The following is a 26,681-nucleotide window of genomic DNA, read 5'->3' on the forward strand; positions in this document are numbered from 1 at the left end:
CTGGGAGCGACAACGGTCCCTTGGCGGCGCTGTTCCCGCTCCCACTCTGTCAGCGCAGCATGCGCGACAGCCTTGCGGAATAGGTCCGGACCATCGCGAGCGCGAGGTTACGGTCGGCGGCTTCCCCGCTCTCGCTTGCCCGGCGCCACAGCCCGATCTGGAAGGCGAGGTAGCAGGGTTGGAGGGCCTCCACCAGTTCGGCACGGACACTTCTACCCGCTGCAAGCGAAACGACTGCCGCAAGCTTGCCGCGCTCGTCGGGCGAAAGGTCGAACTCGACGCCGGCGCCGGCGACGTCCCACGCGATGTCTTGCGGTCCGACCAGGTCGTGGCTGGTGCTGTGATCAAGTGCGTCAGTCTTGACCAGCCGACCGTCCGGCGTCACGAGCCATTCCCAACGGTGCAGACGATTGTCGGTGTTGACGGGCATCAACTGTCCCTGCAGCCGTTCCGCCGGCCCGAGCATACTCTTTAGCGCCGACGCCTCTTCCGCGCCCAGCTCCTCGCCGGTATTGGCGAGCGCCATGGCAAACAGCCGCTCGGGGTCGGCGCCCGCCGCTGGTGCCTCGAGATGCGCCGCTCGGAAACCAAGATAACGACCGATCCGCTCCACAAGCTGCGGACGGCTGAAGGCGCCCGCATCCACCGATTTGCCGTCAATCCATCTCTCGACGAGGAAGCCGTGGCAGACCCCGGCCACAGGTGGACAGAACCCGGCCTTGGCAAGGACGCGCGCCGTTCGCAACTTGCGAAACCCCAGCTCGCCGATCCCGGCGAACCGCGCACACCACGTGCCCGAATGGGCCCGCACCAGATACTTCCGCCGCTCGTGGAGGCCGTCAACAGGGGGGCGATCTGCCCTGCTGGTGAAACGGAACTCGCGCCACTTTCCCCCACCGATGTCCCGCAATGAGCCGAGCAGCGGTCCGGTGCAGGAGGCGATCCATGTCTCGAGCCGGTGGTGGGGATCGACCGCACCCATCAGCAAGTCTTCGAGGCCGAGCACATGGCGTGGAGATCTCTCCCAGTTTTCGCGGGTCGTCTGGCTCGCCATGATCCCGCAGCCGCCCCCGTGGCTCGGAAAAAAGTGAATCCGGCGCCTGTTTACCCCGTGACCGGTCAGCCAGTAGGCTACGCTCGCAAACGAGCTCCCGGAAAGTCCCGGCCCTTCATCGACGACCGCATAACAGGCATCTGGGCTCGACAGCAGCCGCTCCGCCAGTTGCGGTCCGACTCGCAGTCCTCGCTTGAAGGGATGCCCGACGGGGCGGACGGTGACCGGAGGTTCGGCGTCGAGGGCCGCGGCGACGATGGCGGCCAGTCCGGTCCCGATGCTGCGGATGCCGATCACGACGGTATCGGCCGCAAGTCGGGAGCGCATGGCGGCTTCACCGTAGCCCTCAGGGTAGAGCGCGTAAAAGGCGTGGCCCTCCGGCTCCCGGATACGAAGCCGCATATCCGTCGCAAGCGCGGCAAGTTTTCCCGGCCAATCGGTCGGCAACGGCAAGGCGCCGGTAAAGCCGTTGTTCCACGACGCAAGGACGGTGCATGCCAACTCCGTCAGCAACCGCGCGCACGCCCTTTGGGAATCCGTGTCCTCGTCGGCGCCATTGCCCTCGAATTCGGCATCGGCGATGCCTTGGGCGAGTTGGCCGGCGCGCAGGAATGCGTTCACGAGTGCTGCGTGGCGCTTGAGGCCGGCCGGCAGGCGCAGGCAGGTCGACAGAGCCACGTCGATCCCGGCGACCAGGGAAGCCCCCGCCTCGACCCGCTCCAGATCGCCATAAACCAGCATCGCCGCACCTCCGTCGGTCTGCCCAAACATCCGATCGGCAGAAATGGTCCCCGACACCTCTGCCGCCGTGAATATTTGCAGGGAACCATTCAGGGTCGAACCGGTTCGGTGAGGATTGTAGATGCCGGGGAGCAAGGAAAAATGGCTTCGAGGAGCATTCGCATCGGGATCATCGGGGTCGGCAACTGCGCCTCTTCGCTGGTCCAGGGACTGACCTACTACCGCGACGCCACCGACAACGAGCCGGTACCCGGCCTGATGCATGTCGACCTTGGCGGCTATCGCGTCGGCGACATCGAGGTCGTCTCCGCTTTCGACGTCGCCGCCATCAAGGTCGGAAGCGATGTGGCCGAGGCGATCTACGCACCGCCCAACAACACCCATCGGTTCGCCGACGTCGAGCCGATCGGCGTGCGCGTCATGCGCGGGCCGACGCTCGACGGCATCGGCTGCTACCTGCGCGATGAAATAAAGGAATCCGGCGAACCGATCGTGGACGTCGCCAAGATCCTGCGGCGCACCGAGACCGACATCGTCGTTTCCTATCTGCCGGTCGGCTCCGAAGAGGCCACACGCTGGTATGCGGAGCAGACGCTTGCGGCGGGTTGCGGCTTCATCAACTGCATTCCGGTGTTCATCGCCTCGAGTCGAGAGTGGCAGCGGCGCTTTGCCGAGAAGGGACTGCCGCTGATCGGCGACGACATCAAGAGTCAGGTCGGCGCGACCATCGTCCACCGGATGCTCGCCACTCTCTTTCGCGAGCGCGGGGTCCGCATCGACCGCACCTACCAGCTGAACTTCGGCGGCAATACCGATTTCCTCAACATGCTGGAGCGGGAGCGCCTCGAATCGAAGAAGGTCTCGAAGACGCAATCGGTGCTGAGCCAGCTCGACGTGCCCCTTCAACCCGGCGACATCCATGTCGGGCCGAGCGATCACGTGCCGTGGCTCGCCGATCGCAAGTTCGCCTATATCCGCGTTGAGGGAACAACCTTCGGCGGCGTGCCGCTCAATGTCGAGCTGAAGCTCGAGGTCTGGGACTCGCCCAATTCCGCCGGTGTCGTCATCGACGCGATCCGCTGCGCCAGGCTGGCACTGGACCGGGGCATCGGCGGACCGCTGGTGGCGCCGGCAAGCTATTTCATGAAGTCGCCGCCCCGGCAGTTCACCGATGCCGAAGCCCGGCGCCTCGTCGAAGAGTTCATTGCCGACGAGGACGGGGCGCTTCGGGGGGCGGCGGAGTGACCACGACCTTCTTCCTCGTCCGCCACGCCGCCCACGACAACGTCGGCCGTTTCCTCGCCGGCCGCGCGGGTGGCGTGGCGCTGAGCGAACCGGGCCGGGCGCAGGCACGCCGCCTACGCAAGTTCGCTGAGGCGCTGCCCTTGGACCTCACCGGTCGGGCGGGCTTGCCAGCCTTCAGATATGAAGGCGTTGCAGAGTATTTTCGAATTAGTCATCGCAGAACGTCCAACGGTGGATGCTGACAACGCTCATGCTCTCGCGAGGAAAGTCATACGCTTGTATCGGGAAGGCTATCGCGATTCGGTAAAAGTCCGAGACCTTATTGTTGGCGACGGAAAACGATGAGTCCCTCCTTCATTTTCCCGCCGTACGCCATCCCGCGGCGCGAGCTTCAGCTTCCGTGCAGAACCACCTTTCCCCATGCTGCAAACTGATCTTGGTCGCAGAGTAATATTCCTGCCCCGGAACGTGATAGATGCGCGCTCCGGTTCCAATGCTGATGTTTCCTTTGATCCTGCAGCCCGTGGCGAGAGCGGCAACAGACGACATCCTGCCGGTGTCGGTGGAGAACACCACCAATGCAGTAGCCAGCGCACCAAGAACTAAAATACCGGGTGCTCTCCTGATCAAGGAAGGCCGCTTTTGACGAAACTTCTGATAGCGCATGGAGCAATCCCCCTTTGACGTTGAGATAGCACGGTGCTTACATTAGATTATTAGTAATCTTTGATTGAACGGATTCATGAAGCGGAGGAGTCATCCCGCGACAAGGCTTCATCTGGCCTTCCGGGATCAAAACGATATTCCCTCTTTAACGCTGTGTTTTCTTGAGAGAGCAACGTAGACACGGTCGTCGCTCTGCCGTCGCCAGCATGACGGCAGTAGCAGCCGTCCTAGCGGAGGCAGCTATGATTGCAGCGCCTGAGGTACTACGGGAACCGGTGCCATAATTGGCGGGGCAATAGCCGATCCCTTGTGTATGCGCCTCGGCTTCGTGTGAGCTATGCTTCGGCCCACGTCCAATGGTGCGGCATCGCGTTATCGTACATACAGGGCGTATGACAACACCTATGTCCCGCGCATGGCTATAGGGCTCAATGCATGTCGCCCGATACGAGAGGGCGCAGGGGCGCCCCTTCTGGCTTGTCTCTAATGTCCATCATGCTTCGCTAACGACGCTATTCCTGGCTCCTTTGCTTTACTTTTGTGCGGTAGCTGCGCTCTTGGCTTCTACGCGCGTCGCTGGCCAAGGCCCATCTGCTTCGCCAAGGATGAGCGAGCTTCCGAATAATTTGGAGCGACCATAGGATAGTCCGGCGAGAGCTTCCACTTTGTGCGATAATTTTCCGGCGCGAGCCCGTGAGTGTGGAGGTGCCGCTTTAGCGACTTGAAGGCCTTGCCACACGCGAGGCAGATAATGGCGTCAGGCGAAACCGATTTTTTGATCGACACGGCAGGCTTTTGACTTTCCTCCACGGCGACAGTCGTTGGGGACGTCGGAGAGACTTTGCCCAAGTCACTCAGGGCCGCGTGAACATCAGAGATCAAAGAGGCAATGGCGGATTGCGGGGTTACGTTCTTGGCGACGTATGCGGAAACCACATCAGCGGTCAGTTGCGCCAGTTCGTTCTTGCGTTCAACGTTGGACAAATTTGACTCCATCTATTGAGCGGATGCGGTTAGCGCGTCTTGACCAATTTATACAAGCCCTCGTCGGTCAGCGCACGGAAAAGCAGCGGGAAACCCGTGAGATGATCGAGGATGGATGAGAATGGCCACTGTAGGCTGGCATGTCATTCTACGCGCCCTGGCGTTTGGGCGCTGCTCTCAATGAAAGTGTCTAGAATTCACCTTCAGCGACGTCGATATGTAGATTCGGGAGGTAGATGTCGCGAAGAGGAGCCGCGGCCACCTTTCGATCTCGCGAAACATCACGCCCCTCGCCGCCTGGGCGCTGTCGAACCAGAACGAGCCCTGCGACCATCATCCAGCGGCCATATTGCGGCAGTTACCAGTCGGGACAACAGTCACTTCGCAGTGGTCAGCCGCGCGATGGCGTGGCCGAAGGTAGCGGTAAGCGCCAGCGAGCGCAGTGCGCGCCAGGGCGGATCGACGTCGCGGCCCTAGAGGCGAAAGAGCGGTGGCGCACACTGTTGAAAAGCGGCCCGGTTACTTGGAGAGGTCAAAATCACTTTCATGCGCTAGCCATCGCTGAACTACCAGGCAGCCGCTCTTACAGTGACATGCTGCGCATGCGCCGGCCGTCCACCTCCTCCCATATGAATGTTCCGCGGGTGGAACTTCTTCGCGCGACGCGACTTTGTGCGTAAACCGTAGACAAGGAGATGGGACATGGTGCGCAAAGCCTCAACGCCGAAAGACGAACTAGTAACCATCCACGATCAGCACCTCCACCGAGGTAAGGGCGGAGAGCTTCACCAGGTTGCCGAGGACGGGCATGACATCCTCACGACCGCTCAGGGTGCACCGATCGACGACGACCAAAACTCCTTGCGTGTCGGCGCGCGCGGGCCGGCTGTCATCGACGATTTCCATTTTCGAGAAAAGATTTTCCATTTTGACCACGAACGCATCCCTGAGCGGGTAGTGCATGCCCGAGGGTATGGTGCCCATGGCTTCTTCGAGACCTATGAGTCGTTGGCGCACTATACAAAGGCCGACTTCCTCCAGCGTCCTGGCGAGAAGACGCCTGCATTCGTGCGCTTTTCCACCGTTGCCGGGAGCAAAGGATCATTCGATCTTGCCCGTGATGTCCGCGGTTTCGCCGTCAAGCTCTACACCAGGGAAGGCAACTGGGATTTGGTCGGAAATAACATTCCGGTTTTCTTTATTCAGGATGCGATCAAGTTTCCGGATGTCATCCACGCGGTAAAGCCGGAACCGGATCGGGCGTTCCCACAAGCGCAATCGGCCCATGACAACTTCTGGGACTTTATCAGCCTGACGCCTGAAAGCATGCATATGATCATGTGGGTAATGTCGGATCGGGCCATTCCACGTTCGTTCCGCTTCATGGAAGGGTTCGGGGTCCACACGTTCCGCTTCATCAACGCAAAGGAAGAATCGACGTTCGTAAAGTTTCACTGGAAGCCAAAGCTGGGCCTCCAATCCGTCGTCTGGAACGAGGCGGTCAAAATCAACGGTGCGGATCCGGACTTCCATCGGCGCGACCTTTGGCATGCCATTCAGTCGGGCGATTTCCCGGAATGGGAGCTCTGCGTGCAGTTGTTCGACGAAGAGTTCGCCAACAATTTCGATTTCGACGTTCTTGATCCAACCAAAATTATTCCGGAGGAGGTCCTCCCCGTAGAGCCAATCGGACGACTCGTTCTCGACCGCATGCCGGACAACTTCTTCGCCGAAACAGAACAAGTGGCGTTCATGACGCAAAATGTCCCCCCCGGGATCGGCTTTAGCAACGATCCGCTACTCCAGGGGCGGAACTTCTCCTACCTCGATACGCAGTTAAAGCGTCTTGGGAGTGCGAATTTCAGCCACTTGCCGATCAACGCTCCGAAGTGCCCTTTTCACCACTTCCAACAGGACGGCCACATGGCGATGAGAAACCCGATCGGCCGGGCGAACTATCAGCCGAACTCCTGGGGCGAGGGGCCGCGCGAGTCTCCGGTGTCAGGATACCGTCATTTCCCTTCCGACGAAGTTGGGCAAAAGGTGCGCCTCAGGCCCGAGAGTTTTGCCGATCATTACAGCCAGGCACGACAGTTCTTCATTAGCCAAACCCTTCCCGAGCAGCGCCACATCGCCATGGCTCTGACCTTCGAACTGAGTAAGGTCGAAACGCCGGTAATCCGCGAACGGATGGTGTCACATCTGCTGAATATCGACGAAACCCTCGCAAGCAAAGTGGCGAACGCACTGGGAATTAAAAAGATGCCGAAGCCCGCCGACACCGCCGTCGAACCCAGACAGGATCTCGACCCGTCCCCTGCCCTAAGTATTGTGAAGAACGGTCCGAAGCGCTTCGAAGGCAGGAAGCTTGGAATACTGGTCACCGACGGAAGTGACGCCGCACTGGTTCAGGCGTTGGCAGGTGCGATCGCAGGTGAGAAGGGCATTGTGGAATACATCGCCCCAACGGTTGGCGGGGTCACGATGTCAGATGGTGCATTCCTAGCCGCTCAGCAGATGATCGATGGTGGGCCGTCCGTCCTTTATGACGCGCTCGCTCTGATCCCCGGGGCAGATTTTGTCCCCGACCTGTTGAAGGAAGCGACGGCGCGAGACTTTGTTGCCGACGCGTTCGCGCATTGCAAGTTCATCGGGTATGCCGCCGCGGCCATCCCATTGTTGGAGAAGGCAGGCGTCACCGAACTGGACGAAGGCGTCGTTGAACTTGGCAGCGACACTGTCGAGGCTTTTGTCAGTGAACTTGGCAAGCTTCGGGTCTGGGCTAGGGAACCGTCGACTAAATTGCAGTAGCCCAAGTTGGGTGTTGCGGATCCGCAGTTCCGGCGTGAGCCTTCTCCGGAAGGATGCGAGGCGACTTGTTTGCCCCAACCGGCGGTGCTGCTTCGCACCCGCAAGCCGGTCATAGACGCCGCCGCTGAGCCGACCTTAAAGCGGAGATCGAGTTCGCCGGAGTTCCGTCGCCTTCGCGTTATGTTCGGTCGGCACCATTAAAAGCCGGACTTCGCGCGCCCGCAGACTCGTCGCCCGTGGGATAAGCTAGGGACTGGACGAAACCACAGAAAAAGGCCGGTCGGCGGAAGTCAAATTGTTCAGTATGACGTTCCAGGCAATGCGGGTTCGAGAAACAAGTCCAGCTCTCCCTTCGAAGGCGTGGACAGGGAGGATAGTTCCGGCGTGCGCGGTTTCGGGAAGACAGCAGCAAGGAAGGGCCATGCCTACGGCGACCGAGAATGGAAACCTGCATCCCGATGACCGAATCGAATCTCGGCGGAGACAACAGAAGTTCTAGGACGCTCGGATCCCCCTTGTGCGCCGTCAACATTCACATTAGTCGACCTTCAAGAACATAAATGAATTCCGCGCTTCCGTGTCATGGATCAAGTCTTAGTCTTACTTTATCAGCCCTGCTGCACGGAGCGCGTCTTCGATGGTTTTTTGGATGCCAGCGGCGTGCGCGTTCTTCGTCCCAAATCGGCGACCCGTCCCCTCCTCCTGAAGTTTGTCGGTGAGTGCACCGGGCACGAGTATCTCGCCCCTGTGGACATACTCTTGTGACGCCGTCTCTGTGCCGCGACGATCATGCGCGGCGTCAGCAAGGCCCCAGAATGTCGCGATCCGCAAAGTGGAGGATACGCCAGATTCCAGCATGAACGGACCGACCTTTCCGTAGCTGTCCGGACCAGCCGCTGCCAACGGCGTGCCGTGACCCATGCCAGGGATTGTGTAGGATTCGATGCATTCTCGCCCGTCCGCGCCATGCCAGACCTTGCGCAGAAATCCCTGTTCAGTCTCGCTGACATAGTCCGATATCTTGACGCCATGAAGCCCTGCCCACTGCCGGACGATTGCCTCCATGTTCGATATATCTACGACATTGTCGGCCGTTCCGTGCCACACCGAAATCGCCGGCCACTTCCCGCGCCAGGGTGATGCGTCGCGAACCAACTTCTGCAGCCGCAATTCGCCTGGGCCGCCATGGCCACGCATGCGATCGAACGCTTCGGGCATGCTCGAGGCGCTACCAAAGGGCAATCCGGCGATGATGGCCCCGCCAGCAAAGACATCGGGGTAAATGGCCAACATTACGGATGCCATCGCCCCACCCGCCGATAGCCCGACAATGAAAATGCGGTCGCGATCCAGGCCGTGGGTCGCCACCATGGTTTCGATCATCTCCCGGATCGAGAGCGCTTCGCCCGCGTCTCGTTTCGCATCCTCCGGTTCGAACCAGTTGAAACAGAGGTTGGCGTTGTTGGACCGTTGCTGCTCCGGAAACAGCAGCGCGAACCGGTATCGATCGGCGAGGTCCGACCATCCTGAGCCCTCGTCGTATGCGGCCGCGCTTTGGGTGCAGCCATGCAGGGCCACCACGAGCGGCCTGCCGGATGCCAGATTGTCGGGAACGAATGTGCTCGCTTTCAAGGCTCCGGGATTGGCCCCGGTCAACTCCATGTCCTTTAGCCGGTTACGCGGGGCGCGGTGGCTCACCTGACGCTGCGCAGCTTTGAGCGCGGCGAGCCGGGCAATGGTATCCGACAATTTCCTCATTTGAAAATCCCGCTTTGCAAGAGGCCGACCCGATGCCGACACTCACCAACGCACTTGCGAGCGATTGGTTGCTGCGTCGCACAAAACAATGCGGGAACTGGCGTCGATAGTTGTGGTCAGTTGCGCTAGCTCGTTATGCGGTCGCTCACAATTCTTACTGCGTCAACAGATGGGGTGCGGTTGCCTATGTCGCCACACGACGTAGAAATCCCAAGGTAGATTTCATCCAACTCCGCTTTTCGGCGTGATCGGCGAAATCTGTACATGTCGCCAGTTCGTCGTCTGCCCCTGCACATTCAATACATTGCATGGCGGCCGATCGCGGGATAAGTTTCACGGCGATAAACCCAAAGAGGATGGAACATGGCCACCGGGACCGTAAAGTTTTTCAACCAGAACAAGGGCTTTGGCTTCATTACACCCGAAGACGGTGGGGACGATGTGTTTGTGCATGTATCCGCTCTGCAGGGCTTGGGCTCGCTCCAAGACGGACAAAAAGTAAGCTACGACCTCGGTCAGGACCGCAAGACTGGAAAGTCCAAGGCTGAAAACGTCAGACCTCTTTGAGGCGTCGCTACCGCCACGAACGCATCGGCGGCGGTTTCCACCTCCCCCTCCTACGCCGCTCGCTTATCAGGTGACGTTCAAGCGCCTTCCCTCTCCTGCTTGTGTGGCCCTCCCTTTACTATCAAGGGCTTGCCTGTAAAATTTAGCCCAAAGACCCCAAACAACATCAATGGGGTTATCTGCGCCCGAGCACAGTTCCATAGCCGAGTGCGTCGGAGCCACGCGGTGACCGCTTACGGCCCTTTTGCAGCTTTGAGCCTCGAACCGTGAGATAACATAGCGGAGCGCACGTACATGAGCCGACTGGCTCCTCGGGCAACTATTGCCGAATGTCGACCCGACAACGATGCCTGCATCCGGCTGCTGATCAAAACCGCTTTTACGCCGCGGGCGCACTGGTTCCCGCCTATCCGGATTGAGTTCCAGCTCCGATGATTTACGCTCGTGTCAGCATAAGGGCGATCCCGCACTTCCCTTTCGCGAATTGCGAAGACGCAACCGATCCCGGAAAAGCGAGAGTCAGCAAGCGTCAGTAGCAGGATATTATTCAGGGGACGACGTCCGCAATTGGCGCGAAGCGGACGAGCGATGACGTTCATTCTTGGCCGAGACTGACAGGCCGGTTTCGGCTTGAGCAGCGCAACGCGCGCCCCCCATCCCGACACAGGATGCATCGTAGCTGACACCTTCCGCCAGGCCAAGGTCGGGGCGTCACGCACGATGCGTCCCAGGAGGGCGGGCATACAACGGCGGCCCTCGCGCGACGTACCGCCGCTCACGTACGTCAGGAAGGCCGATAACTTTCCTCAATCCTTGGTCAGCGACTGCGAATCCGCGACCCAATCTTTTTTCGGTTGCGGACTTCGGCGCAGCCGGATCATCTCGAAGCCTTGGTTGAGCCCACTCAATCATTGGGAGGTGCAACTTCCAAGAGATCACGGCGTTTCCCTATCGGACCTGCCCCGGCGCTGCGGGCCCAAGCCCCTGAAGCGCGTCCCGGAGGACGGTCGATGGTACAGTCCGTAAAGCTTTGGTCCATTGGCACGGCCGTGCCGCCCTATGTTATTGACCAGCGTGAGGCGGCACTCGCCTCACATGAAGCTTTCTCCTCTCGCTTTGCCGACTTTGAGCGGCTGGCGAAAGTTTTCGAAAGTTCGGGGATTCGTCAGCGCTACGTCGTGCGTCCAATCGATTGGTATTTGCGCACGACTGGCTGGGTCGAACGGAACAATGCTTACCTCGAAGGGGCGAGCGCCTTGTTCGTCTCCGCGGCCAGCAACGCACTGACCTTGGCAGGCATGACCGCAGCCGATGTGGATACCATCGTGACCGTGTCGTCGACCGGCATTGCCACACCAAGTTTGGAAGCACGGGTAAGCCGGCAAATGGGGTTCCGCGCCAATGTCGAACGGGTTCCTGTCTTCGGGTTAGGCTGTGCCGGCGGCGTCTCGGGATTGTCGATCGCCTCGCGACTGGCGGCCTCCCGTCCGGGGGCAGTGGTGCTGCTCCTGGCGGTCGAAACCTGCACGCTGGCATTTCGGATGGACAAACTGACGAAAGCCAACATCGTCGCCACGGCGCTTTTCGGTGACGGTGCCGCCGCTTGTGTCCTGAGCGCGACTGGCGGCGGCCTCGCCGAGGTCGAAATGAGCGGCCAGTACACATGGCCCGACACGCTGGATATCATGGGCTGGAGCGTCGATCCGGAGGGCTTCGGTGTTATATTCGACCGCGCGATACCGCCTTTCGCAGAGGCCAACATTCGGCCCGCGCTAGTTTCGGTCCTAAAACGCGCGGGCCTTACGCTGGAGGACATAGATAGGTTCGCCTGCCATCCGGGTGGCGCGAAGATCATAGATGCCCTGGAGACCGCATTGTCACTCGGTCAGGGAACCCTGAACCATGAGCGCGATGTGCTGTCAGACTATGGAAACATGTCCGCGCCAACGGCATTGTTCGTGTTGGATCGTCTTATCTCAGCCGGATTGCCGCGCCGTACCTTACTGACTGCTATGGGCCCTGGGTTTACCTTGAGTTGCGTGTCCCTGAAGGCCGCGGCATGATGTGGTCTACGCTGCTCCTAACGGCGGTGACTTTCGAAAGGCTGGGAGAGCTTTGGCTCGCCAGACGCAATACCCATGCTCTTTTGCAAAAAGGAGCTGTTGAGGTGGGGGCGTCGCATTACCCGGCGATCGTCGCTCTGCATGCCACGTGGCTAGCCGGTCTCTGGCTTCTCGGGTGGAACACGCCGCTGCACCTGGAATGGCTGGCCTTGTTTGCAGGACTTCAGAACTTGCGGCTTTGGACCTTGTCGACGCTTGGCCGGCGCTGGACGACGCGGATCATCGTGGTGCCGGGAGAGAGGCTTGTGACTGCCGGCCCCTATCGTTTCCTTCGGCACCCGAACTACGTTGTGGTGATAGGCGAGATTGCAGTTCTACCGATGTGCTTTGGCCTCTCGCGCTACGCGCTCCTCTTCTCGATCGCCAACGCTCTGATGGTGACGATACGGATTAGGGCAGAGAACGCAGCCCTTTCAGGATTGAGCCATGCCGAACAGGTCTGAGATTAGGCACTCTGCCAGTGGCCCTGTCCTGGTGTGGACGGGATTTATGGCGATGTGCCTCGGAATGTTCATGGCCATACTCGATGTTCAGGTGGTTGCGACTTCGCTTCCAACCATCCAGTCGGCTCTCGATATCAGTCCCAACCAGATGAGTTGGATTCAGACCGCCTACCTCATCGCCGAAGTCGTCGCTATCCCGTTGACCGGATTTCTGACTCGGTTCCTGACGATGCGCTGGCTGTTCGCGTTGTCTTTGACCCTGTTCGTCATTGCATCGGCCGGCTGCGCGGCGAGTAGCAGTTTCGGTAGCCTCGTTTCATGGCGCGTTTTGCAAGGCTTTTCTGGTGGAACGCTGATCCCGTCGGTCTTTTCGGCCGTCTTCATCCTCTTCCCCAAGGAGCGGCAGGCCATCGCCACCACGATTGCCGGTGTGCTCGCGGTACTCGCGCCTACCGTCGGGCCTGTCGTCGGCGGCTGGATGACAGAGACCTATTCCTGGCACTGGCTGTTTCTGATCAATGTTGTTCCGGGAATCCTTGCCGCCATGGTCGCAGTGCGATCTCTGCCGCGCCAAGGCATCGAGGTTTCTGAACTTCGCCATCTTGATGGCGTGTCTCTTGTTCTGATGGCCATGAGTCTAGCCTCATTGGAGCTTGCCCTGAAGGAGGCACCCACGAGCGGCTGGACGTCGTCCTATGTAGCGGCTTTGCTGGGCGTTTTTGTCGTTGATGGAGTGGCGTTTGTTTGGCGGTCCACGCATCGCCCACGCCCGCTTGTCGAGCTCAACAATTTCGGCGATCGGAACTTTCTGGCAGGGTCGATCCTCAGCTTCATTCTCGGCATCGGGCTGTTCGGCTCGGTCTATCTCATGCCGGTATTTCTCGCCTTCGTCAGAGGGCACAATGCATTCGAAATCGGCATGACGATGCTGATAACCGGGATTGCGCAGTTACTGACAGCCCCAATCGCTGTCGCCTTGGAGAAACGACTGGATGCCCGTCTGCTGTCGGCAGCGGGCTTTACGCTATTTGCTATCGGCATCTCGATGAGCGCGTTTCAAGACCCACGCTCCGACTACGACGCGATGTTCTGGCCGCAGGTGGTGCGCGGCGTCGCTATCATGTTTTGTCTTCTGCCACCAACACGTCTGGCGCTTGGCACACTTTCGGTGGACAAGGTTCCCGATGCAAGCGGGCTGTTTAACCTGATGCGGAATCTCGGTGGCGCAATCGGCATCGCGTTGATTGACACGATCATATATACCCGCGCTGAGCCCCTCGGGCGCGCGCTTCTGGAGCGCCTGCAGGCGGGCGACACGGATGTGGCCGCATTCATCGGTGTTCCGCTGCAAGCAATGGTGGAACACAAGGATGGTTTGGATGAAACGACAATGGCGTTGCTCGCTCCACTGCTGCAGACGGCCGCGACCGTACAGGCAATCAACGAGGCATGGATGGTTGTTGCGATGCTGACGGCTTGTGCAATGCTGTGCTTGCCCTTCGCGAAACCCGTCGGTCCGGCAGAATAGTCACATCCGCAAAGGATGCGGCATGAGCGTGGGGCTCCCGCAACCACCATCTTCAGTCGCGAGCGGCTGCTTGCGGGTCGGTGGCCGACCGTCTGCTGCTAGGACACTCAACACGGAAAGCGGACATTAGAGTTCTTGCCGCCAAGGTCTGACATTGGCCCCAAGCGGAAGATGTTCTTGGGATTTGCGGTAACGGCGGCGGCGATAGTGGGCGCGGGTGTGCTCAAGGTGGCGCTCACCTTTCAGATGTGCTCTTAGGACAAGGTCGACCGGCTTGTCGACAACGCCTCATGCCGCCAGCATGAAAGTTGACAAGGTCCTGGCGAGACGAAGAGGAGAAGTCCAATGAACCAGCCTGCCTATTCGATGGTGGCTCGAACCCCATCGGTTAAAGAGTATTTGCATCTTCGCGCAGTGGCGGGGCTAAGTCCGTTTTCGGAGGAAGCCGCCGGCAAGGGGCTGCAGGGTACCATCTTTTCCGCAATGGTTTTTCACGCGGATGTCGCAGTCGGAATGGGACGATTGATCGGAGACGGAGGCTGCTTTTTTCAGGTCGTTGACATTGCTGTTGATCCCGAACACCAGGGGCGTGGACTCGGAAAGGCGATCATGAGGGCCATCATGGATCATATAGGAGACAAACTTCCTTCTTCGGCGTATGTCAGCCTGATCGCTGATGTGCCCGCAAACACGCTTTATGAAAAGTTCGGTTTCGAGGAAACTGCGCCACGGTCGCTGGGTATGGCCTATCGTGTCGACGCGGTTTGACCGCTTTTGGGGCGCGAAGCGGCCGTTGAGCGCAGTATCGCGATTGTCTGCTACTGGGCCGGCGCCCGAACTACCATCCCTGCACTTGAAGGGACTCGAACCACCGCCCACTCATACGAGACGATTTAGCTGGTCGGCAAAGAGTCTGGCCATTCCTGGGCGCCATGGAGGACGCGAATAATGCGAACAGTTGTTTCGCTAACGGTATACGCCACGATGCACGGCGTCCCGTTGATCACAAGTTCGCGCGTACCAGCAATTCTGCCAATGCGGCCGCTCGCAGGAAAGTCGATCAAGCGGCGAACCGCGGCCACGATCCGCTCGTCGATCAAGATGGCGGCAGAAGGATTATCTGCCTCGATATATGTGAAGACCGCATCGCGATCAGATAACGCGAAAGCGGACCAAGTAAGCTTCACGATTTGGACGCGCCCGCCTTAAGTCGAGCTGCCGCTCGACGTTGCGCAAAATGTCTCTCCACTTCATCGTCCGAGAGGTCCGGTCGCGTATCGGCCAGCGCCTCTAGCACCTTTGCGCGAAACCACGCGTCATGCGCCTCGCTTCCCGAAAGGAGTTCGAGAGGCAGCGCGCCCTCGTTGGCTGTGCGGGTGAGCAGGATACGGACCGCGTCAGATACCGTAAGGCCCATGCTCTCAAGCACCGCGGAGGCACGATCCCGAACTTCGGCATCGATGCGTGTTTGGACAAGTGCGTTTGCGGCCATAGCTATCTCCACATCTGACGCCATAGTAATGCATTCGAATGACAAATTCCATAGAAAGATGCTCCGGTGAGGGGCGCGTCGTTGTTGGAGGAGCGACCGCCGCCACTGCTGCCGCCAGAAACCCATCCACTGCTGCACCGCCAGCACTCAAGGTAACGCGTCCGATACATTCTTTCTTAAAACTGGGCTCCCTATTTCCGCTCGCCCTCGGCAATGGCGCCGAGAGAAACGGAATGGGCATGACCAAACAAGATCTTTCATCACGTCATTTTCAACGAAAACTCGGAGTTCTGCGAGGTGCGCATCGCACCGATCGCATCAAAGCGAGCGCTCGAGAATATCCGGCCTTACATACTCAAAAGATCCTCGCGCGGGAACCTTTCAAAGGCGAGCTTGTTTGTGTGACCGCTTGAACGTCACTTGAGCGGCGCAACCTGTCCTCGCCGCTCCTTCGATGACGTTCAAGCACCTTCCCTCGAATGATCCTGAACCCATACCTTGTTCAGCGGCTCCAACGCCCGAGCGCATGTGTCATTCATCATGGCGCGATGCGCAGCCCGGTCCTTGATCTTTTCGCTATGCAGCCGGTGAAGCCGCAAGAACTCATTCAGCACGTCGAGAAACCTAACCGCGTCGGTTGTGGTGCAGTTCCAAAAGAGTGACCAGCCGCTCTTGGTCAACGATGTGTTGTTCGGCTTCAGCGATATGGCGGTCGATCAGGTCCAAAGTCTCTTGATCGGTGGGCATTGCCGGTTCCCTTCCAAAAAGGGCAACCGACATTGTACGCCGATGTTCCGCATGCTGCTTAGTTTTCGCGGCGCCGCTTTCTAACGTTGCCGGTCGGCTGGTCTTCCTCGTGCTGCCGATCATCGAAGCCTGGCGCAGTTCTACCGTTTCGCCTTGGCCTCCGACTTCTTCGAGCCGCCTTCGAGGCTTTTTTTCAGCGCCGCCATCAGATCGACCACGTTGCTCTTGGATGCAGTCGGGACCTCGATCGGCTTGACGACGTTCTTCAGGCCCTTTTTCTTGGCGGCGATGATCTTCAGCAGGTTCTCCTGCATCGGGTCCTTCACGAACGACGGCGACCAGTGCTTCGTCTGCCCCTGGATCACCTCCTGGGCGACCTCGAGAAGTTGGGGGTCCGTGTCAGCCGTGATGCGATCGAAATATTCGTCCTCGTCGCGCACCTCATCGCCATAATGCAGGGTCCAGACGACGATGCCATTGCCTCGCGGCTCCAGCATGATCGCATGCTCCCTGCGTCCGATAACAAGTCGGGAAATTCCAACGACGTCTTCGGCCGCCATTGCATCCCGGATGACCGCGAAGGCATCTTCGCCGACCTTGCCGTCAGGCACCAGGTAGTGCGCCTTGTCCAGCCAGATCCAATCGATGGTTTCCCTTGGAACGAAGGTACTGATCTCGATCGTTCTGACGCTCTCGAGGTTGACGGCCTGCAGCTCGTCGTCCTCGAGAAGGACGTACTCGCCGCCGCGGTCAAAGCCTTTAACCTCATCCTCGTCGGAGACCTCCTTGCCCGTGACGCTGTCCACGTAGTGGGAAACGACGCGGTTGTGGGTCTCTCTGTTGATGGTGTGAAACCGGACCTTTTCCGACTCGCTCGTCGCCGGTGACATCGCGACTGGGCACGTGACGAGCGATAGCTTCAGGTAGCCTTTCCAGTATGGACGGACAGCCATGGTGCTACCCAGCCTTTCTACGTTCGCCGGACGCTGTTTTCCGTCCAGTCTTTGCAGCGCCTGCCGCCCTCGACTTGGCGGTGGTTCTCGTCCTTCGTTTTTCCGTTACGCCGACGCTCTCCCGCAATGCCTCGAGCAGACTGCTCACGCCTTCCACCTTCGGTTCTTTCGGCGGCTTGATTGTTCTGCCTTCCGCCTTGGCCTGCACCAGTTCCATCAGCGCGGTATCGTAGCGGTCATCGAATTCCTTGGGATTGAAGGTGCCTTTCTTGGTCGCAATGATGTGCTTCGCGAGATCGAGCATCTCGCCTTCAATGTGAACCTTGGGAGCGTCCTCGAAGGCCTCTTCGGCGGATCTGACCTCGTAGTCAAAGTTCATGGTCGAGGCGATCAGGCCGTTGCCGTGGGGACGGATCAGAAGGGTGCGCAAGCGGCGAAACAGTACGGCGTGGGCAATGGCCGCCACGCCGGAGCGCACCAAGGCGTCACGCAACAGCACGAACGCCTCTTCTCCAGCCTTGTCGGGTATCAGGTAGTAGGACTTGTCGAGGAAAACGGTGTCGATTTCCGAGTTCGGAATGTAGTCGGAGACGCGTATGGTCTTGTCGCTCTCAGGAACGATCGCGGCGATCTCATCCGGTTCGATGATGATGTGTTGGTCTTTCTCGACCTCATAGCCCTTCACCTGAGCGTCACGTTCGACGGGCTCTCCGCTACCGCTGTCGACGTATTCTCGACGAACCTTGTTGCCCGTCCTGCGGTTGAGGATGTTGAAACTCACCCGCTCCGCCGATGACACGGCGGTGTATAAGATGGCGGGGAAGGTAATTGCCCCGAATGTCAGAAATCCCTTCCACAATGCCCGGGCCATACTCGGTACCTCCACGGAGCAAGAAACGGTGCGCAAGCCATTTGGTTTCTCTGATTCCCGAATCAAAATGTGTCAAAAAGCGGGCCGATGATCTGTTCCCGGTTCCAGGGTCTCGTGCGCAGGTCTGCACGTGCGGGCTAAACCGCTTCGACTGCTGTGGGCGGGGTGCCCCCTCGGGGAAGAGGTCGAAGCCCTCAGCCCAACGCCCGTATGCTATATGGTGATTGTCGGCCGACCGCCGGGCGATAGCAAGCATCACCTCGGCAGGCGACATCACACGTCATTGTTGGTTGTTCTGAACCTGCGCCCCGCCGGAGCGTTCCTTCTCCAAGGAAAACAGGGGGCTTCCAATGCGACACCTCCCATCGACCTCCTCAGCTCCACCCGGAGCCTTCGTGGCTTTCCCGTACGATCGCGCGACCGTCGAGCAGTTCCGCGAGAGCTTCCCCAGAGCACGCTGGGACGATGAGCGGCGAAGCTGGTTCGTTCCCGGCAAGACCGCCGACAGAAGGATTGCGCACTGGATTGATCGCCAGACCTCCGCTCTCGACGCATTTGCTGACGACAAAGGAAGAGATGCGTACGACTTCGAGCCGATCGACAGCCAGTATATTGAAGTTGCCGACGACCTGCGGGTGCGCACGCCTTACTCGAGGACGGTGATCCGTGAACTGCGTCAGGTGCCGTGGGCCCATTGGGATGAAACACTGCGGCTATGGCGGGTGCCCTTCCGATCCTATGAAGATCTGCGCAAACGGTGGCCGACCATCGAGGCCGCCGCTCAGCGCAATGAGCCCGAAGCGCGCAGAATCCGCCGCCTGACCTTGCGCGGCTCCGACGAAGAGCGCAAAGCGCGAATGCTGGCCCGCGAGCGTCGTCTTCGGCGCTACCCGGTTCCCAGCGTCTTTCCTCCGCCATTGGATCGCCCCGTCTCGACCGAGACTTACGGAATCGTCCTGTTTACAGACATCTCGGGTGAACTCGCCACCCCCGACTTTTCCTCTTTCTACCCGCACCTGACCAACAGCCTAATGGACTTCATATGGGCGTCGTGGAGGCTTCCCTCCTTGAAGGAACTCGTCTCCACCTGGCCCGTGCGTAGCGAGCCCGACCGAAGGCTGGGATGGTGGCTGCCGACGCTTGCGGAGCTAAGATCGGCCAGGAAACTCGCCCGTTCACGTGAGCGCAGGCGGGAGACATCCTCCAGATAGTGACGGTGTGTGATCCTGTTAAGTCAGTTGTTTTGGAGCATTTCTTCGTTCGTCAGGGCATCAGATAGCTCGACCCAGGTCGGGGCATGGTCGCTGGAGTGCTCCCATCCGCGCACCTCCTTGTCGACCCCGGCCCGCGCCAGCCTTGCAGCGAGTTGCGGACCGAGCAGGAAGGGATCGATCCTGAGCCCGCATCCCTCGCGAAGGCATTTCGGAAGCAGTCCCAGAACGTGTAAATGCGTTCGCCCGGGTGCAGTTTCCGCCTTGGTCGACAAGACGACGAAACGCCTTGCGGACCGCGACGCGGAACTGGGCGTCGTCGAGCCAGCGTTCGGGCTTGGGATAACGACGGGCGACCTGCAATCTGTGTTGTTCTGCGCGGATTTCGTGCGGAACGCCGTAGGTCCTCGGCACGCGTGAATGTTTGATCGACTTGCACGGTGGGCGGTATGCAGCAGGAGACCTCTGAACGGGCCGACTTCACGCGTTACTTCTTCCGTGGTTGATCGACATCCGTTCCTGCGACAATCATCTTTCCGGCTCGCTTGGCGAGGACTGCGTCCCGCAAGGTAAGCGCAGCGTTTCTAACCTCTGCCTGGATGGCCCGGTCCTGGTCGAAGTCAGCATGCCCCTTCGCATATTCTTTCCAGTATCCGATGTAGCGGTCGATCTCGGCGAGTGCTCCGGCCGACTCCAATTCCATCGAGCGTAGCCAGTCGGCGAGGTCCCGACGGGTATTTTCTGCTCCTTCCGTGTCGCCATGCACGACGACCGAGAACAGACGTCCGGCGAGATGACGCGGATAATCCCAACCCTGCATTTCAATTATCTTTGCGAGCGCGGCGTCTTTGCCCTGGGTCCGCGAAGGGTCAGGATTGCCTCCATCGGCACAGACAAGGCGGTCCATCATGAGTTTGACCGGAGACGAAGGGCTGTACCAGTTCACGGGGGTCACGATCATGATGCCGTGTGCGCCGACCCAGAGCGGGTAGATGTCGTTCATCCAATCCTGCACCTGGCCGAGGGAGTGGTTGGGATAGCACGAGCAGGGCCAGTGACAGAGCGCCGGGGAAGTCGAGAAACAGGCCTTGCAGGGATGGATATGACGACCATACTCCGACGCAAGCCGCTCCAGCGACAGAACATCGACATCGACGCCGCCGACCGCTTCGATGGCACTTCTAGCAATCTCCACCATCCTGTACGATTTCGACTCCTCGCCGGGACAGGTGTGCTCGCTGCGGGACGAGCCATTGATCAGCAGAACGCGCGGTAAGATTGACTTGTCGTCGTGCCGTTTTTGCGCCTCGTCGATAGCATCCTTCGCAGCGATCCAATCGACCGATAAGTCGTACTCTGGATCATCATATCCGGGTCCCGCCTTCCGAGTGTACGGGCTTTTGCGCGAGTTCTTGTAGGCGTCCCACGCGGCATCCGTCACTGAATCGATCTCTGATTTCAGGTGTTCGAAGGCTGGGTCTTCGAACAGTTGCCGGTAGCGGCTTCGGAATTCAGCCTCATCAAGCCTTGGACTCGGCATTCCTTTGCGGGGCGTCAGGATAGGGTCGAATTGGGGTGCGTTCTCGCTTGGTGGCATGTGTGTCGTCCTCCATGGTGTGGTAGGAACCGCCGCGGGGAAGCAAAGTTTCGCGAATGCGTCGCTTCCTACCATCGATGATGTCGCAGGGAGGTCGAAAGACATCCTCATGCTATCACAAGGCGTCTGGACGCGATCACGCCCAGCAGGTTGTCGGCTTTCAGGAGCTCTGAATGACCGAAACGGGAAAGCGGACCAGGACCGATGACCGCTTGTCGTTCCGATATTCGCGCGTTTGCTTCTCCGGCTCTCTCAGTGTCTCGGCGGAAGTTGCTGCGGGACCCGCGCGTCGGCTATAGGGCTCAATACATCTGGTTATATTACTAAGTTAGAACGCTACTCGCTTTTGCCTTCGTTGGCTTTGCGCGAACCCCGCTGGCCAAGGCCCGGATCCAGCCTTCCGAGGGCAGATCAAGGTCAGGACACCTATGCCTCCGGGGGCTTGTTTCGTGGATGCTGACTCGTCAATGTAAAACTGGTTTCTCATAGGTTTGGCGCTGATTATCCCGGCCCAGCGGCTCTGCCGTCAGTGAAAGTTTCTCGACTTCACCTTCAGCGTGTCGATATGGAGATCGGGGATGTAGATGTCTCGTGCAGGAGGCGAGCCCAACTTTCGATCCCGCGAATCCGGCGCGCCGTTTCCATGCGCCAACTCGTCGCCGCGTCCATGGACCATTGGGAACGCACTGTCTTTTTCACCCAGCTTTCCCATGTCTGCGGACAGGTCGAACAGACGCTGCGCCACCAAATGAACCACATCGCCTTCCCGCTGGATCTTGCCGTTGATCGCGAGCACAGACGACGAAAGAACCAGTCGCCGTTGCCGCTCGAACAGGCTCGGCCAGATGACCGCGTTCACAATGCCCGTCTCGTCTTCCAGCGTCATGAACATCACGCCCTTCGCCGAGCCTGGGCGCTGTCGCACAAGCACGAGCCCGGCCGCCATCAGCCAGCGACCATCCCTCTCGGCGGCAGCCTGCGCGCAAGTGACGATGCCTTTGCTGTTCAAATCCTGCCGCAGGAACGAAACCGGATGCTGGCGAAGCGAAAGGCCAATATGGGCATAGTCCTCGACGACCTCCCTGCCCTCGGTCATCGATGCCAGGGAAACTTCAGGCTCCTGGATTTCAGCGATCGATCTCGCCTCGCGTTCTGCGGCCGCGGCCCAGAGTTCAAGCGGCTCGTCACGCAAGGCTTTGATCGCCCACAGGGCGTTTCGGCGATCGAGCTTCAGCGACGGAAGAAAGGCGTCAGCTTCCGCCAGCCTGACCAGCGACGCCGTTGGGACCCCGGAACGTCGCCAGAGATCATCGGCAGACACGTAGGGATCATCTGCGCGTGCCGCCACGATCCTCGCGGCATCAGCGGTCGACAACCCCTTTACCATCCGCATGCCGAGGCGAACCGCAAACCGCTCCGATCCCTCCACGGGCTCGAGCGTGCAGTCCCAGCGAGAGCGGTTGACACACACAGGTCGAACCTGGACGCCATGGGCCTTAGCATCGGCAACGATCTGCGCAGGGGCGTAGAAGCCCATCGGCTGCGAGTTCAAAAGCGCTGCGCAGAAGACGTCAGGGTGGTGGCATTTCACCCAGTTCGAGGCATAGGCGATCAGGGCGAACGACGCGGCGTGGCTTTCCGGAAAGCCATAGCTGCCGAAACCCTCGAGCTGGCTGAAGGTCTTCTCAGCAAATTCTGCCGAATACCCGTTACCCACCATCCCGGTAATCAGCTTATCCCTGAACTTCGAGACCCCGCCCGTGAACTTGAAGGTCGCCATTGCCCTTCGCAATTGGTCTGCCTCTCCCGCCGAAAACCCCGCACAGACCATTGCGACCTTCATCGCCGATTCCTGGAAAAGCGGAACGCCAAGCGTCTTCGACAGCACGGCTTCAAGCTCGGGCGTCGGATACTCAACCTTCTCCTTGCCTTCCCGACGTCGAAGATAGGGATGCACCATGTCGCCCTGGATCGGGCCGGGACGGACGATCGCCACCTGGATGACGAGATCGTAGAAGGTCCGCGGTTTCAGGCGCGGCAGCATCGACATCTGCGCACGGCTTTCGATCTGGAAGGTGCCGAGCGTGTCGGCCTTGCGGATCATCGCATAGGTGGCCGGGTCTTCCTGCGGGATCGACGCCAGATCTCGCTCGTCGCCCTTGTGCTCGGCCATCAATGCGAATGCCTTGGCCATGCAGGTCAGCATGCCGAGCGCCAGGACATCGACCTTCATGAACTTCAGCGCGTCGATGTCGTCCTTGTCCCATTCGATCACCTGGCGATCATCCATGCGCGCGGGCTCGATCGGCACGAGGTCGTCTAACCGATCTTGCGTCAGCACGAAGCCGCCGGGATGCTGGCCAAGGTGACGGGGTGCGCCCATGAGCTGCTGGGCGAGTTCAAGTGTCAGGCGAAGACGATAGTCTGAGGCATTGAGATTGTTCTCCTTGAGCTGCTTTTCCGATACCCCTTCCTTCGACCAGCCCCAGACGCCCGATGAGAGCTGCGCGATCAGGTCCTCCGGCAGACCGAGCGCCTTGCCGACATCCCGCAGCGCACCCTTCGCCCGATATCGAGTCACGGTGGAGCAGAGTGCCGCCTTGGATCGACCGTAGGTGTCGTAGATCCACTGGATCACCTCCTCGCGCCGCTCGTGCTCGAAGTCGACGTTGATGTCAGGGGGTTCGTTGCGCTCCTGGCTGACAAACCGCTCGAATAACAGGTCGTTGGTGTCGGGATCGATCGACGTGATGCCGAGGCAGTAGCAGACGGCGGAGTTTGCGGCCGATCCCCGGCCCTGACAGAGAATGCCTTGCGATCGCGCGAACCGGACAATGCTGTACACGGTCAAAAAATACGGCGCGTACTTCATGGTCCGGATCAGCTCGAGTTCATGGAGGACCGACTTGCGAACTTTGTCGGGAATTCCCTCGGGATAGCGAACCGCGGCACCTTCCCAGGTGAACTTCGTCAGCGACTGTTGCGCGTCGAGACCGGGAACGATCGCTTCTTCCGGATACTGGTATTGCAGTTCGGCGAGATCGAACGAACAGCGGCTGACGATTTCCTGGGTTCTGGCCAACGCCTCAGGATAGTCACCGAACAGGCGATGCATTTCATCGGCGGCCTTCAGATAGCGGTCCGCATGGCGCTCGCGATTGAAGCCGACATCGTCAATAGTCGTCCTACTGCGAATGCAGGTCACAACATCCTGCAATTGCCGACGCGACGGCTCATGGAAGAGCACGTCATTCGTCACCACCGTCTTCACTTTGAATTTACCCGCCAGCGTGGAGATCTCGTGCAGGCGGAGCCTGTCGTTCGGTCGGCGGCGCAGGCAAAGGCTGACATAGGCGCGATCCGCGAACAGGTCCGCCATGCGCCGCAACTGCATCCCGCAGGCCTCATCGGCTTCGTCAGGCACCAGGACTGCCAGCAGCCCCTCGGCATGATCCGACAGGTCGGCGAAGTCGAGAATGCAGTTGCCCTTGCCGCCGCGACCCTTGCCCAAGGACAGCAGGCGGCAAAGCCTGGAATAGGCCGAACGGTTCATCGGATAGACGAGGACCGACATGCCGTCGGACAGATCAAGGCGGCATCCGACGACGAGCCGCACGCCAGTCGCCTTGGCGGCCTCCCACGCCCGCACGATGCCCGCGAGACTGTTTCGGTCGACGATCCCAAGCGCCGATATGCCGTGAGCGGCGGCGGTCGCGAACAGTTCCTCGGCGGAGCTCGCTCCGCGCAGGAACGAAAAGTGCGTCGTGACCTGTAGCTCGGCGTAGCTCATCCGAAGATTCCATGCAGAAACCAGCGCTGCGAGCCTGTTCCCAGGTCCACGCCGTCTCCCGCCCGATAGACCCAGAAGCGCTCGCCGAGCTCGTCCTCGACAACGAAGTAGTCGCGAACAGCCTGTAGTTCCCTCGGGCGAAGCCACCACTCTCCGAAGATGCGTTCAGGTCCATCGGCACGTTTGACCTTGCGTCTCTTTCCCCGCCAGGTGAACGCCGCCGGCGGGTGATCGGGAAGCAGCGCGACGACCTCGATCGGTTCGGGATTGGCGAGCAATCGGGATGGCCTCGACCACTTAGCCACCCAGGTCTCAGCTCGATCCGGAGACGTGGGTGCGATGCGCTTCACCGAACGCTCGGGCACGTCGGAGGCGACTGGCGCAACGCGATAAAGCCGATGCCCCCTGTTTCCGAGGATGTCGACGAGTGGCGCGAGGTCGACCACGCTCTCTTCGATCAGCGAGGATGCGACCTGACGTTCCTCAAGCGGTTCGACCATCAGCGCAAGCAGAGTCATCTTCTCGATCCCGAATCCCGGATCGATCGTCTCAATGCGATCGCAAAGAAGCTTGGATATGCGACCGGGATCGCGAACGGGTTTGGCCAGCCCCGCACGCAGATGCTGACGGGTGTTGTCGACCCGCTGGAAAACGAGATCGCATCGACGGACACCCAATCCTTGCCGCTCCAGCCGCGCGGACAACTTGCCGACGAGGCGACGGGTGTATTTGGCAATCGTCTCGGCGGCACCGATCGGCTCGGGGAAATTCCTCGACACCTCGACGAGTTCGGGGGTCCGCATCGGTTCGATCGGCTCCGCGAGACGCCCGAACATCTGGTCGAGCCGACGGGCCGGCTCTGGGCCGAGACGCAATGCCATTGGCGCGCGGGGCATCGCAGACAACTGGCCGACAGTTTCGACACCAAAGGTTCGCAGCGCCTGAACGGTCTCGGCAGGAAGCCTGAGCGCGTGCACGGGAAGCCCGGTCACCGCCTTCCCGACACTGCCAGTCGGGACAACGGTCACTTCTGTTCCATCGACGGCCACCACGGGGCTGTACTGTCGAAGCATCCAAAGCGCCAAACGCTTCAGGGTGGCCGCGTCCTCCGCAGGCGCGGCGTCGACCATGGCAAGATTGGCCACCATCGCCTGCGCCTTGCTCGCAGGCATCCCCAGCCACAATCCGAGACTGATGGCAGTGCGGTCCACCGCCGAGAGCCACCGCTTGGAGCCACTTTTCGAGACGACTGCCAGCGGTTGTTCAACCGGTATGGCTTCTGCGCCAGATCGCCTGATCCGATCCGTGGTCAGGTACGGGAAGTAGACAGACACGACCCTTGGCATCGGGGGCTCCAATTTCAAACTCGGCGCACTCGCCCGCCTTCACGCGTATCAGTTCCGCCAGCCACCTCGCCCTGCCAACGCCCGCCACTGGCAGCGGATCGGACGGCAACACGCTGATCCTCCACCGCGTGGTCGATGCCGTCGGCTGGCCATAGTCCGAGGCCTCGTTTTGCCGCCGCCAACGCCGCAGAACGATCCCCATCGAGCCTGACTTCTCGGCAGCAAGCTGCAAACGGCGGGAAGCCGTCATCGGCAATCTAACGAGTTCTGCAACGACCATTGCCAACCCACCAAAGGAGAGGCCCTCCTCCATCGCTGAAAGCACGTCATCCTCCCGGTCGCTCTCGCAGAAGGTGACCCGATCAGGATGGAGGCCTGCCTGCGAAAGAGCGGGAAAAAACAGGTCAGGCCGTGTCAGGCACCAGAGACACTTGCCTTCCGCGCGCGCAGCGATCCCAGCGACGAACAGCGCGGCGGCCGCCCCGTCGACGGTCCCGCTTCCGCCGCCTGCCACCTCGTGGAGCGCGCCAAAGGCAAGACCGCCGCCTGGCAGCCCCTGATCGATTCCCGGCGCGCCGAACGGCAGCACCTTGCGTGCGCGGGCATTGCCGTTCTCGAGCCCGGCGATGCGTTCTCGCAATTCGGCAATAACCGGATTGATCGCCAACGAAGACACGGCGCTAAAGAGCCTCCCTGGGGTTTTCAGCGTGGATCGGAACTGATGCGTTCCGTTTTTGTTCCGATTGTCCGAGCG

The 26,681-nt window shown here is 60.1% G+C and carries 22 protein-coding genes and 2 pseudogenes; 10 read left to right on the top strand and 14 right to left on the bottom strand.

Annotation, left to right across the window (positions count from 1 at the left end; all coding sequences use genetic code 11):
• Positions 1-49: 49 nt before the first annotated feature.
• On the bottom strand, positions 50-1,795 hold the full coding sequence (locus J2Y48_RS19620) for a hypothetical protein (RefSeq protein WP_310421351.1): 1,746 nt from the start codon (positions 1,793-1,795) through the stop codon (positions 50-52).
• 141 nt (positions 1,796-1,936) lie between these two features.
• Here J2Y48_RS19620 and J2Y48_RS19625 point away from each other — a divergent pair, with 141 nt between their 5' ends.
• Together J2Y48_RS19625 and J2Y48_RS19630 are read left to right on the top strand one after the other, a co-directional pair.
• Positions 1,937-3,040: an inositol-3-phosphate synthase gene (locus J2Y48_RS19625; RefSeq protein ID WP_310421353.1), complete on the top strand. Its 1,104-nt coding sequence runs from the start codon at positions 1,937-1,939 to the stop codon at positions 3,038-3,040.
• Positions 3,037-3,156, top strand: a pseudogene (locus J2Y48_RS19630) (histidine phosphatase family protein); the annotation flags it as partial. The gene J2Y48_RS19625 and the pseudogene J2Y48_RS19630, both read left to right, overlap by 4 nt.
• A 238-nt stretch (positions 3,157-3,394) precedes the next feature.
• Here the strand turns inward: J2Y48_RS19630 and J2Y48_RS19635 are convergent.
• Positions 3,395-3,706 carry a succinoglycan biosynthesis protein exoi gene (locus J2Y48_RS19635; RefSeq protein ID WP_310421355.1) on the bottom strand — a complete coding sequence of 104 codons (312 nt, stop codon included), beginning with the start codon at positions 3,704-3,706 and terminating at the stop codon, positions 3,395-3,397.
• Between the two features lie 564 nt (positions 3,707-4,270).
• Positions 4,271-4,702 carry a MucR family transcriptional regulator gene (locus J2Y48_RS19640; protein WP_405030263.1) on the bottom strand — a complete coding sequence of 144 codons (432 nt, stop codon included), beginning with the start codon at positions 4,700-4,702 and terminating at the stop codon, positions 4,271-4,273.
• A 690-nt stretch (positions 4,703-5,392) separates the two neighbouring features.
• Between J2Y48_RS19640 and J2Y48_RS19645 the strand changes: the two genes are divergently transcribed.
• A complete protein-coding gene (locus tag J2Y48_RS19645) occupies positions 5,393-7,501 on the top strand; it encodes a catalase (RefSeq protein ID WP_310421359.1) in 2,109 nt (702 codons plus the stop codon).
• 600 nt (positions 7,502-8,101) lie between these two features.
• On the opposite strand, the gene J2Y48_RS19650 is transcribed toward J2Y48_RS19645, so the two are convergent.
• Positions 8,102-9,259 carry a PHB depolymerase family esterase gene (locus J2Y48_RS19650; protein ID WP_310421361.1) on the bottom strand — a complete coding sequence of 386 codons (1,158 nt, stop codon included), beginning with the start codon at positions 9,257-9,259 and terminating at the stop codon, positions 8,102-8,104.
• A gap of 363 nt (positions 9,260-9,622) precedes the next feature.
• Here J2Y48_RS19650 and J2Y48_RS19655 point away from each other — a divergent pair, with 363 nt between their 5' ends.
• From J2Y48_RS19655 to J2Y48_RS19675, 5 genes are all read left to right on the top strand, one after another.
• Entirely contained in the window at positions 9,623-9,826 is a 204-nt protein-coding gene (locus J2Y48_RS19655; RefSeq protein WP_310421363.1) for a cold-shock protein, read from the top strand.
• Between the two features lie 1,010 nt (positions 9,827-10,836).
• Positions 10,837-11,889, top strand: a complete 1,053-nt coding sequence (locus J2Y48_RS19660) for a type III polyketide synthase (RefSeq protein WP_310421365.1) — start codon at positions 10,837-10,839, stop codon at positions 11,887-11,889.
• Positions 11,886-12,392 carry an isoprenylcysteine carboxylmethyltransferase family protein gene (locus tag J2Y48_RS19665; RefSeq protein ID WP_310421367.1) on the top strand — a complete coding sequence of 169 codons (507 nt, stop codon included), beginning with the start codon at positions 11,886-11,888 and terminating at the stop codon, positions 12,390-12,392. Before J2Y48_RS19660 ends, J2Y48_RS19665 begins: the two co-directional genes overlap by 4 nt.
• Entirely contained in the window at positions 12,376-13,920 is a 1,545-nt protein-coding gene (locus J2Y48_RS19670; RefSeq protein WP_310421369.1) for a DHA2 family efflux MFS transporter permease subunit, read from the top strand. Before J2Y48_RS19665 ends, J2Y48_RS19670 begins: the two co-directional genes overlap by 17 nt.
• Before the next feature lie 345 nt (positions 13,921-14,265).
• Positions 14,266-14,688, top strand: coding sequence for a GNAT family N-acetyltransferase (locus J2Y48_RS19675; protein ID WP_310421371.1), 423 nt, complete (start codon positions 14,266-14,268; stop codon positions 14,686-14,688).
• Positions 14,689-14,813: 125 nt separating this feature from the next.
• On the opposite strand, the gene J2Y48_RS19680 is transcribed toward J2Y48_RS19675, so the two are convergent.
• Positions 14,814-15,107 carry a type II toxin-antitoxin system RelE/ParE family toxin gene (locus J2Y48_RS19680; protein WP_310421373.1) on the bottom strand — a complete coding sequence of 98 codons (294 nt, stop codon included), beginning with the start codon at positions 15,105-15,107 and terminating at the stop codon, positions 14,814-14,816.
• Entirely contained in the window at positions 15,104-15,412 is a 309-nt protein-coding gene (locus J2Y48_RS19685; protein WP_310421375.1) for a type II toxin-antitoxin system RelB/DinJ family antitoxin, read from the bottom strand. Before J2Y48_RS19685 ends, J2Y48_RS19680 begins: the two co-directional genes overlap by 4 nt.
• A 239-nt stretch (positions 15,413-15,651) precedes the next feature.
• Between J2Y48_RS19685 and J2Y48_RS19690 the strand changes: the two genes are divergently transcribed.
• Positions 15,652-15,825 (top strand): hypothetical protein, encoded by a 174-nt coding sequence (locus J2Y48_RS19690; RefSeq protein ID WP_310421377.1) that lies wholly within the window; start codon positions 15,652-15,654, stop codon positions 15,823-15,825.
• 211 nt (positions 15,826-16,036) lie between these two features.
• On the opposite strand, the gene J2Y48_RS19695 is transcribed toward J2Y48_RS19690, so the two are convergent.
• The 3 genes from J2Y48_RS19695 to J2Y48_RS19705 form a co-directional block, all read right to left on the bottom strand.
• A complete protein-coding gene (locus J2Y48_RS19695) occupies positions 16,037-16,159 on the bottom strand; it encodes a hypothetical protein (protein WP_310421379.1) in 123 nt (40 codons plus the stop codon).
• Between the two features lie 140 nt (positions 16,160-16,299).
• Positions 16,300-17,112: a Ku protein gene (locus J2Y48_RS19700; RefSeq protein WP_310421381.1), complete on the bottom strand. Its 813-nt coding sequence runs from the start codon at positions 17,110-17,112 to the stop codon at positions 16,300-16,302.
• Between the two features lie 4 nt (positions 17,113-17,116).
• Positions 17,117-17,983, bottom strand: coding sequence for a Ku protein (locus J2Y48_RS19705; protein WP_310421383.1), 867 nt, complete (start codon positions 17,981-17,983; stop codon positions 17,117-17,119).
• 395 nt (positions 17,984-18,378) lie between these two features.
• Here J2Y48_RS19705 and J2Y48_RS19710 point away from each other — a divergent pair, with 395 nt between their 5' ends.
• Positions 18,379-19,194, top strand: coding sequence for a hypothetical protein (locus J2Y48_RS19710; RefSeq protein WP_310421385.1), 816 nt, complete (start codon positions 18,379-18,381; stop codon positions 19,192-19,194).
• Between the two features lie 23 nt (positions 19,195-19,217).
• Here J2Y48_RS19710 and J2Y48_RS19715 read toward each other — a convergent pair.
• From J2Y48_RS19715 to J2Y48_RS19735, 5 genes and pseudogenes are all read right to left on the bottom strand, one after another.
• A pseudogene (locus tag J2Y48_RS19715) lies at positions 19,218-19,533 on the bottom strand (exodeoxyribonuclease III); the annotation flags it as partial.
• Positions 19,534-19,681: 148 nt separating this feature from the next.
• Entirely contained in the window at positions 19,682-20,791 is a 1,110-nt protein-coding gene (locus J2Y48_RS19720) for a flavodoxin family protein (RefSeq protein WP_310421387.1), read from the bottom strand.
• A gap of 526 nt (positions 20,792-21,317) precedes the next feature.
• Positions 21,318-24,581: an error-prone DNA polymerase gene (locus tag J2Y48_RS19725; protein ID WP_310421389.1), complete on the bottom strand. Its 3,264-nt coding sequence runs from the start codon at positions 24,579-24,581 to the stop codon at positions 21,318-21,320.
• Complete coding sequence (locus J2Y48_RS19730) at positions 24,578-25,927, bottom strand: DNA polymerase Y family protein (RefSeq protein WP_310421391.1); 1,350 nt, start codon at positions 25,925-25,927, stop codon at positions 24,578-24,580. Before J2Y48_RS19730 ends, J2Y48_RS19725 begins: the two co-directional genes overlap by 4 nt.
• Entirely contained in the window at positions 25,845-26,603 is a 759-nt protein-coding gene (locus J2Y48_RS19735) for an ImuA family protein (protein WP_310421393.1), read from the bottom strand. Before J2Y48_RS19735 ends, J2Y48_RS19730 begins: the two co-directional genes overlap by 83 nt.
• Between the last annotated feature and the right edge of the window lie 78 nt (positions 26,604-26,681).

The organism is Mycoplana sp. BE70 (genome assembly GCF_031455855.1).
Taxonomy (GTDB): domain Bacteria; phylum Pseudomonadota; class Alphaproteobacteria; order Rhizobiales; family Rhizobiaceae; genus Mycoplana.

Excerpts from the sequence above, each read along its gene's own strand:
- J2Y48_RS19620 (WP_310421351.1), bottom strand. The coding sequence starts at position 1,795 with ATGCTGGTTTATGGCGATCTGGAGCGGGTCGAGGCGGGGGCTTCCCTG.
- J2Y48_RS19625 (WP_310421353.1), top strand. The coding sequence starts at position 1,937 with ATGGCTTCGAGGAGCATTCGCATCGGGATCATCGGGGTCGGCAACTGC.
- J2Y48_RS19635 (WP_310421355.1), bottom strand. The coding sequence starts at position 3,706 with ATGCGCTATCAGAAGTTTCGTCAAAAGCGGCCTTCCTTGATCAGGAGA.
- J2Y48_RS19640 (WP_405030263.1), bottom strand. The coding sequence starts at position 4,702 with ATGGAGTCAAATTTGTCCAACGTTGAACGCAAGAACGAACTGGCGCAA.
- J2Y48_RS19645 (WP_310421359.1), top strand. The coding sequence starts at position 5,393 with ATGGTGCGCAAAGCCTCAACGCCGAAAGACGAACTAGTAACCATCCAC.
- J2Y48_RS19650 (WP_310421361.1), bottom strand. The coding sequence starts at position 9,259 with ATGAGGAAATTGTCGGATACCATTGCCCGGCTCGCCGCGCTCAAAGCT.
- J2Y48_RS19655 (WP_310421363.1), top strand. The coding sequence starts at position 9,623 with ATGGCCACCGGGACCGTAAAGTTTTTCAACCAGAACAAGGGCTTTGGC.
- J2Y48_RS19660 (WP_310421365.1), top strand. The coding sequence starts at position 10,837 with ATGGTACAGTCCGTAAAGCTTTGGTCCATTGGCACGGCCGTGCCGCCC.
- J2Y48_RS19665 (WP_310421367.1), top strand. The coding sequence starts at position 11,886 with ATGATGTGGTCTACGCTGCTCCTAACGGCGGTGACTTTCGAAAGGCTG.
- J2Y48_RS19670 (WP_310421369.1), top strand. The coding sequence starts at position 12,376 with ATGCCGAACAGGTCTGAGATTAGGCACTCTGCCAGTGGCCCTGTCCTG.
- J2Y48_RS19675 (WP_310421371.1), top strand. The coding sequence starts at position 14,266 with ATGAACCAGCCTGCCTATTCGATGGTGGCTCGAACCCCATCGGTTAAA.
- J2Y48_RS19685 (WP_310421375.1), bottom strand. The coding sequence starts at position 15,412 with ATGGCCGCAAACGCACTTGTCCAAACACGCATCGATGCCGAAGTTCGG.
- J2Y48_RS19690 (WP_310421377.1), top strand. The coding sequence starts at position 15,652 with ATGACCAAACAAGATCTTTCATCACGTCATTTTCAACGAAAACTCGGA.
- J2Y48_RS19695 (WP_310421379.1), bottom strand. The coding sequence starts at position 16,159 with ATGCCCACCGATCAAGAGACTTTGGACCTGATCGACCGCCATATCGCT.
- J2Y48_RS19700 (WP_310421381.1), bottom strand. The coding sequence starts at position 17,112 with ATGGCTGTCCGTCCATACTGGAAAGGCTACCTGAAGCTATCGCTCGTC.
- J2Y48_RS19705 (WP_310421383.1), bottom strand. The coding sequence starts at position 17,983 with ATGGCCCGGGCATTGTGGAAGGGATTTCTGACATTCGGGGCAATTACC.
- J2Y48_RS19720 (WP_310421387.1), bottom strand. The coding sequence starts at position 20,791 with ATGCCACCAAGCGAGAACGCACCCCAATTCGACCCTATCCTGACGCCC.
- J2Y48_RS19725 (WP_310421389.1), bottom strand. The coding sequence starts at position 24,581 with ATGAGCTACGCCGAGCTACAGGTCACGACGCACTTTTCGTTCCTGCGC.
- J2Y48_RS19730 (WP_310421391.1), bottom strand. The coding sequence starts at position 25,927 with ATGCCAAGGGTCGTGTCTGTCTACTTCCCGTACCTGACCACGGATCGG.